The organism is Pectobacterium brasiliense (genome assembly GCF_013449685.1).
GTDB classification, from domain to species: Bacteria; Pseudomonadota; Gammaproteobacteria; order Enterobacterales; family Enterobacteriaceae; genus Pectobacterium; species Pectobacterium brasiliense_A.
Map to the genome: position 1 here is coordinate 43,000 of NZ_JACDSF010000028.1, position 14,230 is coordinate 57,229.

The 14,230-nt window shown below is 54.2% G+C and carries 13 protein-coding genes; 8 read left to right on the top strand and 5 right to left on the bottom strand.

Annotated elements, in window-relative coordinates; genetic code table 11:
* Positions 1-2: 2 nt before the first annotated feature.
* The 3 genes from H0248_RS12165 to arsC all read left to right on the top strand — a co-directional run bounded on the left by H0248_RS12165 (position 3) and on the right by arsC (position 2,666).
* A complete protein-coding gene (locus H0248_RS12165; RefSeq protein WP_180786220.1) occupies positions 3-665 on the top strand; it encodes a DUF4276 family protein in 663 nt (220 codons plus the stop codon).
* A 178-nt stretch (positions 666-843) separates the two neighbouring features.
* Positions 844-2,280: a beta-barrel assembly-enhancing protease gene (locus tag H0248_RS12170; RefSeq protein WP_374705273.1), complete on the top strand. Its 1,437-nt coding sequence runs from the start codon at positions 844-846 to the stop codon at positions 2,278-2,280.
* A gap of 14 nt (positions 2,281-2,294) precedes the next feature.
* Entirely contained in the window at positions 2,295-2,666 is a 372-nt protein-coding gene (arsC, locus tag H0248_RS12175; protein ID WP_180786130.1) for an arsenate reductase (glutaredoxin), read from the top strand.
* Positions 2,667-2,727: 61 nt separating this feature from the next.
* On the opposite strand, the gene hda is transcribed toward arsC, so the two are convergent.
* From hda to upp, 3 genes are all read right to left on the bottom strand, one after another.
* Positions 2,728-3,435, bottom strand: coding sequence for a DnaA inactivator Hda (hda, locus tag H0248_RS12180; protein WP_180786221.1), 708 nt, complete (start codon positions 3,433-3,435; stop codon positions 2,728-2,730).
* A 100-nt stretch (positions 3,436-3,535) separates the two neighbouring features.
* Positions 3,536-4,825, bottom strand: coding sequence for a uracil permease (uraA, locus tag H0248_RS12185; RefSeq protein WP_039287998.1), 1,290 nt, complete (start codon positions 4,823-4,825; stop codon positions 3,536-3,538).
* Between the two features lie 229 nt (positions 4,826-5,054).
* Entirely contained in the window at positions 5,055-5,681 is a 627-nt protein-coding gene (gene upp, locus H0248_RS12190; RefSeq protein ID WP_010307474.1) for a uracil phosphoribosyltransferase, read from the bottom strand.
* 338 nt (positions 5,682-6,019) lie between these two features.
* Here upp and purM point away from each other — a divergent pair, with 338 nt between their 5' ends.
* Positions 6,020-7,057, top strand: coding sequence for a phosphoribosylformylglycinamidine cyclo-ligase (purM, locus tag H0248_RS12195; protein WP_010286490.1), 1,038 nt, complete (start codon positions 6,020-6,022; stop codon positions 7,055-7,057).
* Complete coding sequence (gene purN / locus H0248_RS12200; protein ID WP_180786131.1) at positions 7,057-7,695, top strand: phosphoribosylglycinamide formyltransferase; 639 nt, start codon at positions 7,057-7,059, stop codon at positions 7,693-7,695. Before purM ends, purN begins: the two co-directional genes overlap by 1 nt.
* Before the next feature lie 829 nt (positions 7,696-8,524).
* Here the strand turns inward: purN and ybbP are convergent.
* The gene (gene ybbP / locus H0248_RS12205; RefSeq protein ID WP_180786132.1) at positions 8,525-10,954 is read right to left on the bottom strand and encodes a putative ABC transporter permease subunit YbbP; all 2,430 of its coding nucleotides are present in this window, start codon (positions 10,952-10,954) and stop codon (positions 8,525-8,527) included.
* Positions 10,951-11,682, bottom strand: coding sequence for a putative ABC transporter ATP-binding protein YbbA (gene ybbA / locus H0248_RS12210; RefSeq protein WP_180786133.1), 732 nt, complete (start codon positions 11,680-11,682; stop codon positions 10,951-10,953). The genes ybbP and ybbA overlap by 4 nt, the downstream gene beginning before the upstream one ends.
* Between ybbA and tesA the strand changes: the two genes are divergently transcribed.
* From tesA to H0248_RS12225, 3 genes are all read left to right on the top strand, one after another.
* A complete protein-coding gene (gene tesA, locus H0248_RS12215) occupies positions 11,605-12,288 on the top strand; it encodes a multifunctional acyl-CoA thioesterase I/protease I/lysophospholipase L1 (RefSeq protein ID WP_180786134.1) in 684 nt (227 codons plus the stop codon). The two genes, ybbA and tesA, sit on opposite strands and share 78 nt — an antisense overlap.
* Positions 12,289-12,316: 28 nt before the next feature.
* On the top strand, positions 12,317-13,087 hold the full coding sequence (locus H0248_RS12220) for an SDR family oxidoreductase (RefSeq protein ID WP_180786135.1): 771 nt from the start codon (positions 12,317-12,319) through the stop codon (positions 13,085-13,087).
* Positions 13,088-13,197: 110 nt separating this feature from the next.
* The gene (locus H0248_RS12225) at positions 13,198-14,058 is read left to right on the top strand and encodes a co-chaperone YbbN (protein WP_180786136.1); all 861 of its coding nucleotides are present in this window, start codon (positions 13,198-13,200) and stop codon (positions 14,056-14,058) included.
* Positions 14,059-14,230: the final 172 nt, after the last annotated feature.

Genomic DNA, 14,230 nt, shown 5'->3' on the forward strand with positions numbered 1-14,230 from the left:
TCATGACGAGGATTAATGTTTTTGTTGAAGGACAAACGGAAGAAACATTCGTTCGCGATACGTTGGCTCCTTACTTTGTGCGGCAAGGTATTTACCTTAATGCGATTCTGGCACAAACCAGCCGAGGGCATAAAGGTGGAATTGTCAGCTATGGAAAAGTGAAACATCAAATAACCAGGCTGTGTCAGCAAGATAAGAAAGCCTGGGTAACCACGCTGATTGATTATTATGGTCTTCCGACTGATTTCCCAATGGTTGGGCAAGGCAAACCTGTTAATGAAGATATATATTCGTGGATCGAAGATGTGGAAAATGCCTTTGATGCCGATATTGCTCAGCCTAATTTTATCGCCAATTTTTTATTACATGAATTTGAAGCGTTGCTATTTTGTGATCCAGAAAAATTCGCAGACTGGCTTGAAGACAAAAGGCCAATAGCCGAACTTAATACTATTAAACTGGCATTCGATTCTCCAGAATCTATTAACAATAGCCCACAAACCGCCCCTTCAAAACGTATTCTTGCGGCGATACCGGAATATCAAAAGACACTGCATGGGCCGCTGATTGCCGCTGATATCGGGCTGGATACGATTCGTCGGCAATGTCCTCACTTTGAAGGCTGGCTACAGCGTCTGGAAGCATTGAAACCGCCTCAGCCCTGATGGATTTATCTCTGTGCGATAAGATATCTTCCATGCAGACTTCCACCTTCACCACGTTTTTCCCGCTCGGGCATTTCTTTGTCTGCCATCGCTGGCTAAGATAGTCAGCAGAATGTTTTCATGTTAGCTGTTGATAAGGTTATCTTCCGTTATGTCTATTCGGTTAAGAAAAACGGTCATGTCCGTCCTGTTTGGGACATTACTGGCTGGCAACCTGCTTCCTGCTCAGGCCGACACGCAGGATCGGCTGCCGGATATCGGCACCACCGCAGGCGGTACGCTCAGTATCAATCAGGAGCTGGAAATGGGCGATTTTTACGTCCGCCAACTGCGGGCGGGTGCGCCGCTTATCAACGATCCGCTGCTGTCCAATTACATTAATCAGCTCGGTAACAGATTGGTCAAACAGGCTGATTCGGTGCGTACACCGTTCCATTTTTACCTAATCCGCAATGACGACATCAACGCCTTCGCCTTCTTCGGCGGCAACGTCGTGCTGCATTCCGCGCTGTTCCGTTATGCCGATAGCGAGAGCGAGCTGGCCTCGGTGCTGGCACATGAAATCTCTCACGTTACCCAACGCCATCTGGCACGCAGCATGGAATCACAGCAGCGTAGCGCCCCGCTCACCTGGGTCGGTGCGCTCGGTTCTATTCTTCTGGCAATGGCCAATCCACAGTTGGGAATGGCGGCGCTCAGCGGCACGCTGGCGGGCGCGCAGCAGGGCATGATTACGTTCACGCAGGCGAACGAGCAGGAAGCCGACCGCATCGGTATTCAGGTATTGCAGCGCGCGGGCTTTGATCCACAGGCCATGCCGAACTTCCTGCAAAAGCTGGCGGATCAATCACGCTATGCTTCCAGACCGCCGGAAATGTTGCTGACTCACCCCTTGCCGGAAAGCCGTCTGTCCGATGCCCGCAACCGCGCCAACCAGATGCGCTCAACGCCAGTACAATCTTCTCAGGATTTCCTGTTCGCCAAAATACGCACCTTTGGTATGTATGGCTTACCGGAGCGCCCGCTGAACAACGATCTGCTGGAGCAATGGGAAAAAGGCAACGTGCGAGAGCAACTGGCCGCGAAATATGGCCGCGCGATACAGCTTTATCAGGCGAAGAAGTACGATGAAGCCCGTAATGTGCTGCAACCGCTGCTAAGCAGTGCGCCTGAAAATCCGTGGTTTCTGGATATGATGACGGATATCGATATAGGACAAAGCCGCGCGACACAGGCTATCGCCCGTTTACAAAACGTGCCCGGAATGCAGGCGAACCCGGTACTTCAGCTTAATCTGGCGAATGCCTATGTGGAAGGGAAACAGCCCGCTGCCGCCAGCAAAATACTCTATCGCTACACCTACGCGCACCCTGACGATTCGAACGGCTGGGATCTGCTGGCACAAGCCGCAGCAGCACAAGGACAGCGGGCAGAAGAACTGGCCGCGCGAGCGGAGAGTCTGGCCCTCAGCGGTCAGCTCGATCAATCTATTCGGTTACTGAGCAACGCGAGTTCACTGGTTAAATTGGGGAGTCTGGAACAGGCGCGTTACGACGCCCGCATTGACCAGCTCCGCCAGTTGCAGCAACGCTTCCGCCAGTACCAGAAATCCTGATAAGGAGCATGACGATGACACCGTCCTCAACCCAAACACCTGTGACGATTTACCACAACCCGCGCTGTTCCAAGAGCCGTGAAACGCTGGCGCTGCTACAGGAACACAATATTACGCCCAACGTCGTGCTCTATCTCGACACGCCGCCCGACGCCGTAACGCTGGCTCAGCTTATCAAGCAGTTGGGCTTGACTAGCGCGCGCGAATTGATGAGAACCAAAGAAGAGAGTTATCAGCAGTTGGGGCTGTCCAACACCGCACTAACGGAAGCACAGCTGATTCAGGCGATGATCGATAACCCGAAGCTCATCGAGCGACCTATCGTCGTGGCACAGGGTCAGGCACGTATTGGTCGTCCGCCGGAACAGGTGCTGGAAATACTGTAGTTGTAGGTAAAACGATAGCCGTAAGCGATCCTCAACGACGATCGTTAATAACGATCGTTAACTACAGCCCGAGGATCTCTTTCACAAAAGGAATGGTCAGCTTGCGCTGTGCGGTGATGGAAGCACGGTCGAGCTGATCGAGCGTCATAAATAACGTGCGCATTTCCCGATCAAGACGCTTAAGCAGAAAACGGCTGACGTCTTCCGGCAATTCGAATCCGCGCAGTCTGGCACGCAGCTGTAGCGCTTCCCCTTTTTCGTCATCCGACAATGGTTGCAGCTTGTAGATTTGTCCCCAATCAAGGCGAGAAGCCAGATCGGGCAGACGTAAATTCAACTGACGCGGCGGACGATCGCCAGTAATCAACAGTCGGGCACGCCCTGTTTCCTGAATGCGGTTATACAGATTAAACACCGCCATTTCCCACTCTTCATCACCTGCGATAGATTCGATATTATCGATACACACCAGCGCCAGTTGCTCCATCCCTTCCAGCACATCGGGTACAAAGTAGGCACGTTTATCCAACGGCACATAGCCCACCGCACGTTCCTGACGCGACAATTCGGCGCAGGCAGCATGCAGCAGATGGCTGCGCCCGCCCCCTTCGCGTGACCAGAAATAGATGTAGCTACCATGCTCCTGATACAAAGCATTATTGACGGCGGCAAGAAGAGACGCGTTTTCACCCGGATAGAAACTGGCAAATGTTTCGTCATCGGGTAAGTAGAGTGGCAATGAAAGCTGTGCCGGCGTGTTCAGAATCACCTCAAGCAAAACGTGCAGGAAACGGATCGAGTTTATCACAGAAACCGGCCCCTGTTGAGGACGCGATACGCACGGCCTCAACAGGGGAGGAATGACGCGGTTATGAACGCGCGTCGTTCTCTTCCGGCGCATCGAGGATCTCTTCCTCTTTGCGGAACAGGCTGATGACCTTAAACACCAGACTCATGCCGATACCGACAACCGTCGCCAGCGCCATGCCCTTCAGTTCAGTCGAGCCCAGATGCACTTTGGCGCCGCTGACACCGATGATCAGAATCACGGAGGTCAGGATCAGGTTCTGCGCTTTGTTGTAATCCACTTTGGATTCAATCAGCACGCGAATACCAGATGCACCAATTACGCCGTACAGCAGCAGCGACACGCCGCCCATAACGGGAACCGGTACAGCCTGAATCGCCGCCGCCAGTTTGCCCACGCAGGAAAGCAGAATCGCCAGGATCGCCGCACCGCCGATCACCCAGGTGCTGTACACTTTGGTAATCGCCAGCACACCGATGTTTTCACCGTAGGTTGTGTTCGGTGTGGAACCGAAGAAGCCAGACAACACGGTAGAAATGCCGTTGGCGAACATAGAGCGGTGCAGCCCCGGTTCACGCATCAGATCTTTCTTCACGATATTCGCCGTCACCACCAGGTGACCAACGTGTTCCGCGATCACCACCAGCGCCGCAGGCAGAATCGCCAGAATGGCAAACCACTCAAAACGTGGCGTATAGAATGTCGGCATCGCAAACCAGTGCGCTTCACGAATCGGCGTCAAATCCACCACGCCCAGTGCGAACGACAGCGCATAGCCTGCCAGTACCCCGATTAGAATCGGGATGATCGCCAGAAAACCGCGAAACAGCACCGAGCCCAGAATGGTGATTGCCAGCGTCGCCAGTGAAATCGTCACCGCGGTAGAATCGACAGAAGCGCCATCGGCAGGCAGTAGCCCAGCCATTCCCGCCGCAACACCGGCCAGTTCAAGACCGATAACGGCGACAATCGCCCCCATCGCCGCAGGGGGGAACAGCACATTCAGCCAGCCAGTGCCCGCTTTCTTAACAATCAGCGCCACCAGACAGAACAACACGCCGCACATAATGAAGCCACCCAGTGCAACTTCATACCCCAGCGGCAACAGCAGCAAAACCGGGGAAATAAACGCGAAGCTCGACCCCAAATACGCCGGGATTTTGCCCTTACAAATGAATAAATAAAGCAGCGTGCCCACACCGTTGAATAACAGTACGGTTGCCGGATTGATCTTGAACAGAATGGGTACCAGAACGGTAGCGCCAAACATCGCGAACAGATGCTGGAAACTCAACGGGATGGTTTGTAACAAGGGTGGTCGTTCACTTACCCCGATGGCGCGACGAGTCATCTTCAATATCCTCTGTAGTGTTGTTATCTAGTGTTGCTATTTATGTGTGCAGGTCGACCCGCACTTATTATCACAGCCAGACGCATCCCACCCCACCGTAGCGAAGCAGGAGAATGGTGACTGCTGATGTATAAAAGAACCGCGTGTGACGTAACACAGGCCGTGGCACACCATAGGAAATACTTAGGTTTACGCCAAAAAAAAGCCGACTATCAAGTCGGCTTACCTGTTATTTCGTACCAAATATTTTATCGCCCGCATCACCCAGGCCCGGCATGATGTAACCCTGCTCGTTGAGGCCTTTATCGATGGATGCCGTGTAAAGTTCGACATCTGGGTGGGCTTTTTCCAGTGCGGCAATCCCTTCTGGCGCCGCGACCAATACCAGTACCTTAATGCTGTGACAACCTGCTTTTTTCAGCAGATCGATCGTCGCAATCATTGAGCCACCGGTTGCCAGCATGGGGTCAACCACCAGCGCCATGCGCTCTTCGATATTGGAAACCAGCTTCTGGAAATAAGGAACAGGCTCCAGCGTCTCTTCATCACGGTATATGCCGACAACGCTGATACGCGCGCTAGGCACATTTTCCAGCACGCCGTCCATCATCCCCAACCCTGCACGCAGAATCGGTACGACGGTAATTTTCTTGCCTTTGATCTGATCGACTTCAACCGGACCGCACCAGCCATCAATGGTGACTTTTTCGGTTGCCAGGTCAGCCGTCGCTTCGTAAGTCAGCAAACTTCCCACTTCGGAAGCCAGCTCACGAAAACGCTTCGTGCTAATATCGTTCTCACGCATCAAACCCAGTTTGTGTTTGACGAGTGGGTGTTTCACCTCGACGATCTTCATCATTATCTCCCCATCGGCTAAGTGGACGGACAAAAACGCCAAGCGCGTTTTTAAACACCGCTTGCGGCGGCCCGCAGGGCGGCGGGCATGAGAGCCCGTCGTAAAAAAAATCGCGGGATTATACCGCCTTTTTTACTTAGCGCCATATGATTAAGCCTGATCCAGATCAACCGAGGAAAGAAATTGTCGCCATTAACGAAAAATAGCCAGCCGATGACTCATCACTCGCAAACGATTGCCTACACTGTTAGAATTAGCGCGCATTATTTTTACCACAGTATGTTTTCTAAATACCGTGTTTTCTGAATACGACCCGTAACCTTCGTGGGGACTCAGCAGTGACCGACAAAACCTCTCTCAGCTATAAAGACGCAGGCGTGGATATCGATGCGGGTAATGCATTGGTAGACCGTATCAAAGGTGTAGTGAAACAGACCCGTCGCCCGGAAGTTATGGGTGGATTGGGTGGTTTCGGTGCCTTGTGCGCCTTACCGCAAAAATACCGCGAACCGATTCTGGTTTCCGGCACTGACGGAGTCGGCACCAAACTGCGCCTGGCGATGGACCTGAAACGCCACGATACCATTGGTATCGATCTGGTTGCGATGTGTGTGAACGATCTGGTCGTTCAGGGCGCTGAACCGCTGTTCTTCCTCGACTATTACGCTACAGGCAAGCTGGATGTTGACACCGCTGCCAGTGTGATTACCGGTATCGCGGAAGGCTGTAAGCAATCAGGCTGTGCACTGGTCGGTGGTGAAACCGCCGAAATGCCGGGGATGTATCACGGTGAAGACTACGACGTTGCCGGCTTCTGCGTCGGTGTCGTAGAAAAATCAGAAATTATTGACGGCAGCAAAGTGCAGAACGGCGATGTTCTGGTTGCCCTCGCTTCCAGCGGCCCGCATTCAAACGGTTATTCTCTGGTGCGCAAAGTGCTCGAAGTCAGCAAGACCGATCCAGAACAGTTCGAGTTGGAAGGTAAATCACTGGCCGATCACCTGCTGGCCCCGACCAAAATCTACGTGAAATCTATACTGTCCCTGATTGAGAAAGTCGATGTCCACGCCATTTCTCACCTGACTGGCGGCGGCTTCTGGGAAAATATCCCGCGCGTACTGCCAGAAGGCATGCAGGCGACGATCGACGAATCCAGCTGGCAATGGCCTGCCGTTTTCAACTGGCTGCAACAGGCCGGTAATGTCAGCCGTCACGAAATGTATCGTACTTTCAACTGCGGTGTTGGTATGATCATCGCACTGCCAGCCGAACAGGCAGACGAGGCCGTTGCATTACTCAACAGCAGCGGCGAAAACGCATGGAAAATCGGCGTCATTACTCAAACCGATGCCGGAGACGCAGTGGTTATTAACTGATGAAAAACATCGTTGTGCTGATTTCAGGTCATGGAAGCAACTTACAGGCGTTGATTGACGCCTGTAAGAACGGACGCCTTAAAGGAAAGATCGTCGCCGTATTCAGTAATAATGCGGAGGCTTACGGGCTAGAACGCGCACAGGATGCGGATATTCCTACGTGCGTCCTGAACCCTGAAGACTTTGCCGACCGTGCTGCATTTGATGCCGCACTGGCAAATGAAATTGAGCAATATGAACCGGCGCTGGTGATCCTAGCAGGCTACATGCGGATTCTTAGCCCGGAATTTGTTGCCCAGTTTGCCGGCAAAATGCTGAACATTCACCCTTCCCTGCTGCCCAAATATCCCGGCCTGCATACACATCGCAAGGCGCTGGAAAATGGCGATCGGGAACATGGAACATCCGTCCATTTCGTCACTGATGAACTGGATGGCGGCCCACTGATTCTGCAAGCGAAAGTGCCTGTATTCAGTGACGACACGGAAGAAAGCCTGAGCGAGCGCGTGAAGACGCACGAGCATACGATTTATCCGATGGTCATCAACTGGTTCCTGAATGGCAGACTGGTGATGCGTGATAATGAAGCCTGGCTGGACAGTGTGCGTATTCCACCACAGGGCTACGCTGCCGAGTGATATTGTCAGCTCATCGCTTCATCATAGAGTAAGGTTCCCCTGTGGAGCCTTACTTTTTATTACGTCTTCTTATTACGTCTTCTTTTCTACATCCACTCATTAATCATCACCCTTTTCCCTTCCCTCTCTGCACTTTAAATATTTACTAATCTTTACGAAATAATCACTAAGACTCAGATAAAAAAGAATATTTCATTCAGCGTTCAGCACCAGCCTCCCCGCCGCTATACTAGCGTTGGCATACTCATGCCAGCGTGACCTCAGTAACCACGGTTCACGTCCCTTTTATCGATTAAGGATTCACTATGTCCGGTACGAGCAATTCCGTTCGGCTACGACCGCTGGGGCGGGACAATCTCACTTTACTATCTGGCGAAACACAAAACCGTGACGGGAACCGGCGGCGAAGCACCGGGAAGTTCTATTAGTCAGTGAGGTAAAAAGGCCAGCTCGCTGGCCTAAATCGATTTATTGATCCTTTAGCCCTGTCTCTTAAGTTCGTTTATGTAGGCTTGGAGACGGTTTCGTGCGCCACAATACCGCTATTCTCATGCTACCTCGTAGCACGCGCACGACGCAGGGCGCTCAATCGCCGCCGCCCTGCGAACCCAGGCTTCCGGCTAAATTATGCCGCTGCGCGATGCCCTCGTCGGTATCAGGCTTAAACGGACCGCTTGCGACACGCTCCCGACGTGGCGCAAGCTTGAGCCGCGTCCATGCGGCTCATCCTAAGCCTGCTATCTCCTCAGCATAATTTTTTACGCCGGATGATGAGCAACATCATCATGCTATTGTGCTTATTGCTAGAGACTCACTCAGTAAATAAATATTACCCCGCGAACTGCCGGAACAGTGCTTTACCACGTAACAGCCGCAGTCCCAGCCAGCCGCCGCAGAGCGACAAAAGGAACGCCGCGATTAACGGCAGTGCTATCCACATCCCGATATTCGGTTCCCAGGCAAAATTAAAGACCTTGCGCTGCAACAGCCACAGGGCCGACTCTGCGCCAATCGCCGCCGCCGTTCCCGCAACTAAACCCAGCACCGCGAACTCACACCACAGCGTGGTACGCAGCAAGCGCAACCCGGCCCCCAGCGTTCGATACACCATCAGTTCCTGACGTCGCTGACGCATCCCGACCTGAATCTGAGCCAGCAACAGCAGCACGCCACAGAACAGGACCAGGATGACCATAATCTCCAGCGCGCGACTTACCTGCTGCAAGACCTGCCCAACCTGACGCAGAATACTGCCGATATCCAGCACGCTCACCGTCGGGAACTGGCGATTCAGTTGCGTAATCATCTTCTCGTCGCCATCGTAGCGGAAGCTGGTCAGCCAGGACTGCGGCTGGTTATCCAACGCCCCCACAGGGAAAATAAAGAAGAAATTCGGGCGCAGACTTTCCCAATCCACCTGACGGAAACTGGTCACCGTAGCGCTAAATGGCTGCGTGTCGCCGGTGAAGGTCAGCGTATCACCAATCTTGATCCCCATCTCTTTGGCTTCTTTCTCTTCCATTGAGACTTCGCCCGTCTTCGGCGCTTCGCCCTCTACCAACACATTGTGTTGCGGGATCCCGTTCATCCAGGTCAGGTTCAGCTCACGGTTCACCGTGTTCCCCCCCGGATCGTCCTCGTGGATCACTTCCGTCGCAACCTGCTGATTAATCTCCGTCAGGCGCGCACGAATAATGGGGAAGAACTGCTCCGGCATCACCTCATGCTGAGAGAGGAAATCCCTTATCTGTGGTACCTGATCTGCCGTGATATTCAGCAGGAAATAGTTCGGGCTACCCGGCGGCAACTGCTGCTGCCAGCGTTCCAGTAAATCACCGCGCATCACCAGCAGCAGCGCCAATAGCATGAAGGACAGCGAAAACGCAGCCAGTTGACTGAGCGTCGACCACGGCTGGCGCAGCAGGCGATTAATCGCCAGACGTAACGCCAGTCGTTTAACCGTCAAACGCCGTAGCAGCAGCAGCCCGCCCCAACCGATAACGCCTAGCAGTAGCGACAGCACCGCCACGCCGCCAAGCAGCGACCACAGCAGTACGCCGCCACCGGACAACACGGCTAGCAGCCCGACGACAATAATCAGGACGATCGGCAGGTAATAGCGCAGCGGCCACACGTTCGCCACCACATCCTGACGCAACACGCGCAGCGGCTGTGTCGCCAGCAGCAGTCGATACGGCCGCAGCCCAACCAGCAGTGAGATCAGCACCAGCGATCCCAGCGCCCATCCCCACGGCCACAGCCCAGAGGCTGGCAGTGTCGCAGGCAGCACCGGCGCCAGCATTTTCATTAACAGCGCCTCAAACCCCAGGCCGAGCACGCTGCCGCACACCGCCGCCAAACCAAGCACGGAAAGCCACTGCCCGATGATTAACCGCCTCAGCGCCTGTTTACCTGCGCCCAGCGTTTTTAGAATAGCGACCAAATCATAGCGGCTGCGGCAGTAGTGCCCCATCGCCACTGCGACCGCGGCAATAGACAACAGCAGCGTCAGCAACGCCGACAGCAACAGGAACTGCTGCGACCTTTTTAACGACTGGCTCAGCGCGCCTTCGGAATCTTCCATTCCATACCAGCGCTGATCGGGCTTAAGCTGTGGCTTGATGAAATTGCTGAATTCACTAATTTGCTTCTCATTGCCAGAAAACATGTAGCGCCAGGTAATGCGGCCCCCCGGCTGAATCGCCCCCGTTTTCTCGACATCGTCCAGATTCATCAGAATACGTGGCGCGGTCTCAAACGGATTAAAGCCGGCATCCGGTTCCTGAATCAGTTCACCGCTGATGCGCAGCGAGGTATCGCCGACGTCCAGCATGTCACCCACTTTCAGCCCAAGTAACGCCAGCAGGCGTGGAGCCACCAGTACCGTTCCCGCTTCCGCATGCAGCCCTTCGGGGCGCGTCTGCAAATTACCGTACAGCGGATAGCGTTGGTCAGTGGCTTTAACCTGCGCCAGCTGTGGCGTATCGCCCGCAAATGTCATGGTCATGAAAGAAATTTGGCGGCTAAGCGTCAGCCCGCGCTGTTCCGCTTCCTGAAGCCAGGTGTCCGCGACAGGCCGCGATGCACGCAGCACGCGGTCGCCTGCCAGAAAATCTCTACTCTGCTGGCTAAGCCCTTTTTCCATGCGGTCGCTGATCGTGCCCAACGCCAGCACACAAGCCACCGCCAGCGTTAGCGCAAGCCAGACAATTAATAAGGAAGGAGAGCGCCATTCGCGCCAGAACCACCGCCAGATCATGCGTCCTCCCGCAGCTTGCCGTCGACTAACCGCAGACGCCGCTCGCAGCGCGCCGCCAGCTGTTCATCGTGCGTCACCAGAATCAGCGTCGTGGCATAATCGCGATTGAGGGAAAACAGCAGATCAACGATGCGTTCACCGGTTTTACGATCCAGATTCCCGGTAGGTTCATCGGCAAACAAGACGTTAGGACGACCGCTGAACGCGCGTGCCAGCGCCACACGCTGCTGCTCACCGCCGGAAAGCTGAGCGGGAAGATGATGTAAGCGCTCCCCCAGGCCAAGCTGCTGTAACAGCTGCTCGGCCTGACCACGGCTGTGGCTGTCGCTTTCACCGCGCAGCAACGCGGGTAATTGCACGTTCTCCAACGCATTCAGCGTCGGCACCAGCATGAAAGACTGAAAGACAAAACCAACATGCTGAGCACGCAGCGCCGCACGGCCTTCTTCATCCAATGCGTTGAGTGATTTGCCCATCAGGCTCACGTCGCCTTCCGTGCCATCATCCAGCCCGGCCAAAATCCCCAGTAAGGTCGATTTCCCCGAACCAGATTCCCCAATCAGGGCAATTGTCTGCGCAGGTTTGACAATAAGCTCAACTCCGGTAAGGATGGAAAGCCGATTTTCTCCCTGACCAACGTGCTTACTAAGATGATGAACTTCAAGAATGTTTTCTACGTGCGCAGTTTGGCTTGGCGTAGCACTCGCTGGGCTGGTCTTCGCAAACATGTTTTCGTCCTTTTGCTTCTGGGATTATGCAGCGTACGCGCTTTCGCCGCTGACACATTATTAATTCTGGGCGATAGCCTCAGTGCAGGCTACCAGATGCCGGCCGCTAACGCGTGGCCAACGCTCTTGAACACACAGTGGCAAACGCAGAAAAAAGGCATCACGGTGGTTAACGCCAGTATTAGCGGTGACACCACCGCACAAGGGCTGGCGCGTCTTCCTGCCCTGCTTAAACAGCATCAGCCGCGTTGGGTATTGATTGAACTGGGCGGCAATGATGGGCTCCGGGGATTTCCGGCAGCCAATATCGAGCAGGATCTGACGAAAATCATCACGCTGGTCAAACAGGCTAACGCCCAGCCGTTGCTCATGCAGATCCGTTTGCCAACCAACTATGGCCGTCGCTACACCGAGTCATTCAGCAATATCTACCCCAAATTGGCGGAGCAGTTTGCGCTTCCTCTGCTGCCTTTCTTTATGGAGCAGGTGTATCTTAAACCGGAGTGGATGATGGAAGATGGCATCCATCCAACCCGGGATGCCCAACCGTTTATCGCAGAATGGATGGCGAAGCAGTTGGAACCCTTAGTTAACCATGAGTCTTAATAAATAGGCTTTTGAATTAGGTAAAGTTATGCAAAAAACGGTTTTCATTACCGGTTGCTCCAGCGGCATTGGCCTGATTGCCGCTCAGGATCTGAAAAAACGTGGCTATCGCGTGATTGCAGCCTGCCGCCGTATAGAGGATGTCGCTCGCCTGACTGCGCTAGGCCTGGAAGCGATTACGCTCGATCTGGATGACAGCGCCAGCGTGGAACAAGCCGCTGCGGAGGTGATCAGGCTGACCGATAACCGCCTGTACGGTTTGTTTAATAACGCCGGATACGGCCTGTATGGCCCGTTGAATACCATTTCGCGCCAGCAGCTTGAACGGCAGTTTTCCAGCAACCTGTTCGGCACGCATCAGCTCACGCAACTGTTATTGCCTGCGATGCTGCCGCACGGCGAAGGCCGCATCATCCAGACCAGTTCCGTACTGGGACTGGTGTCAACGCCGGGTCGCGGTGCGTATGCCGCCAGCAAATATGCGCTGGAAGCCTGGTCAGATGCGTTGCGTATGGAATTACACGGCAGCGGCCTGCACGTCAGCCTGATCGAGCCCGGCCCGATCAGTACGCGCTTTACCAACAATGTCGCACAGACGCAGACGGACAAACCGGTGACCAACCCCGGCATCGCCAAGCGCTTCACGCTGCCGCCGGAAGCGATATTACCGAAGCTCCATCATGCGCTGGAAAGCTCACGGCCTAAATTACGCTATCCCGTGACGCTGGTGGCTCACGCCTTAACCTGGCTGCGTCGTTTGCTACCGGGGTGTCTTCTGGATAAGGTATTACGAGGATAAGGTCGCAGAGGGTGGTGTATTGCGCACTCACCTCTGCACAAGGCTTGTAAGTGACACCGACAGGCCCCATCTAAGAGTCAAATGAATTCAAGAAGTAAGAGAGACTACTCATGTTAGAACAACAAGCGACTATCGTTGACGTCAATGAATCCAACCTGCATCAGGTGTTGGAACACTCCACGACACTGCCAGTCCTGTTTTACTTCTGGTCGGGGCGTAGCCAGCACTGCCTGGAACTGGAACCGGTGCTGGACAAGCTGGCGCAGGAATACGCCGGGCAGTTTGTTCTGGCGAAGGTTGACTGTGATGCAGAACAGCGCGTAGCCGCCCAGTTTGGCTTGCGCTCAATCCCAACCGTGTATCTGTTTAAAGACGGGCAACCGCTGGACGGTTTTCAGGGGCCACAGCCGGAAGAAGCGATTCGTGAACTGCTGAAACGCGCGCTGCCGAAAGAAGAAGAGCTGAAAGTCGCACAGGCGCAGCAGCTGATTCAGGAAGACAAACTACCGGAAGCGATGCAACTGCTGAAAGACGCCTGGCAACTCAGCCAGCAGCGCAGCGACATCGGTCTGATGCTGGCAGAAGTGCAGATTCAGCTCAACCGCAGTGAAGATGCGGAAGCCGTGTTGGCCACTATTCCTTTGCAAGACAGGGATACCCGCTATCACAGCCTTGTTGCCCAGATTGAATTACTGAAACAGGCAGCAGATACGCCAGAAATTCAGCATCTACAGCAGCAGTTGGACGCCGACCCGCAAAATGCGGAGCTAGCGGTACAGCTGGCGCTGCAACTGCATCAGGTTGGGCGTAACGAAGAAGCGCTCGAACTGCTGATGGGCTTCCTGAAGAAAGATCTGGCCGTCGCTAACGGCAGCGCACGTAAAACGCTCATGGACATCATGGCCGCCCTCGGCACCAGCGACGCCCTCGCCGCCCGTTACCGTCGACAGCTCTACTCGTTGCTGTATTGATTCTCTTGTGGAAAAGGCCAGAACGTTGATTCTGGCCTTTTTATTTGCAGGCGAGTATTAGCCATCGGGTTATAGGCTTATGCTAGATTGATGTGATGGTTTCGGGCGTGCTAACCCGGCGTAAAAATTGCGCTGAGGTGATCGTTACCGCCGAGTGAGCGGCATGGATGCC

What these genes read in the sequence shown, in the direction of transcription:
- H0248_RS12165 (WP_180786220.1), top strand. Translation starts at nt 3, where the DNA reads ATGACGAGGATTAATGTTTTTGTTGAAGGACAAACGGAAGAAACATTC.
- H0248_RS12170 (WP_374705273.1), top strand. Translation starts at nt 844, where the DNA reads ATGTCCGTCCTGTTTGGGACATTACTGGCTGGCAACCTGCTTCCTGCT.
- arsC (WP_180786130.1), top strand. Translation starts at nt 2,295, where the DNA reads ATGACACCGTCCTCAACCCAAACACCTGTGACGATTTACCACAACCCG.
- uraA (WP_039287998.1), bottom strand. Translation starts at nt 4,825, where the DNA reads ATGACTCGTCGCGCCATCGGGGTAAGTGAACGACCACCCTTGTTACAA.
- upp (WP_010307474.1), bottom strand. Translation starts at nt 5,681, where the DNA reads ATGAAGATCGTCGAGGTGAAACACCCACTCGTCAAACACAAACTGGGT.
- purN (WP_180786131.1), top strand. Translation starts at nt 7,057, where the DNA reads ATGAAAAACATCGTTGTGCTGATTTCAGGTCATGGAAGCAACTTACAG.
- ybbP (WP_180786132.1), bottom strand. Translation starts at nt 10,954, where the DNA reads ATGATCTGGCGGTGGTTCTGGCGCGAATGGCGCTCTCCTTCCTTATTA.
- tesA (WP_180786134.1), top strand. Translation starts at nt 11,605, where the DNA reads ATGATGAACTTCAAGAATGTTTTCTACGTGCGCAGTTTGGCTTGGCGT.
- ybbA (WP_180786133.1), bottom strand. Translation starts at nt 11,682, where the DNA reads ATGTTTGCGAAGACCAGCCCAGCGAGTGCTACGCCAAGCCAAACTGCG.
- H0248_RS12220 (WP_180786135.1), top strand. Translation starts at nt 12,317, where the DNA reads ATGCAAAAAACGGTTTTCATTACCGGTTGCTCCAGCGGCATTGGCCTG.
- H0248_RS12225 (WP_180786136.1), top strand. Translation starts at nt 13,198, where the DNA reads ATGTTAGAACAACAAGCGACTATCGTTGACGTCAATGAATCCAACCTG.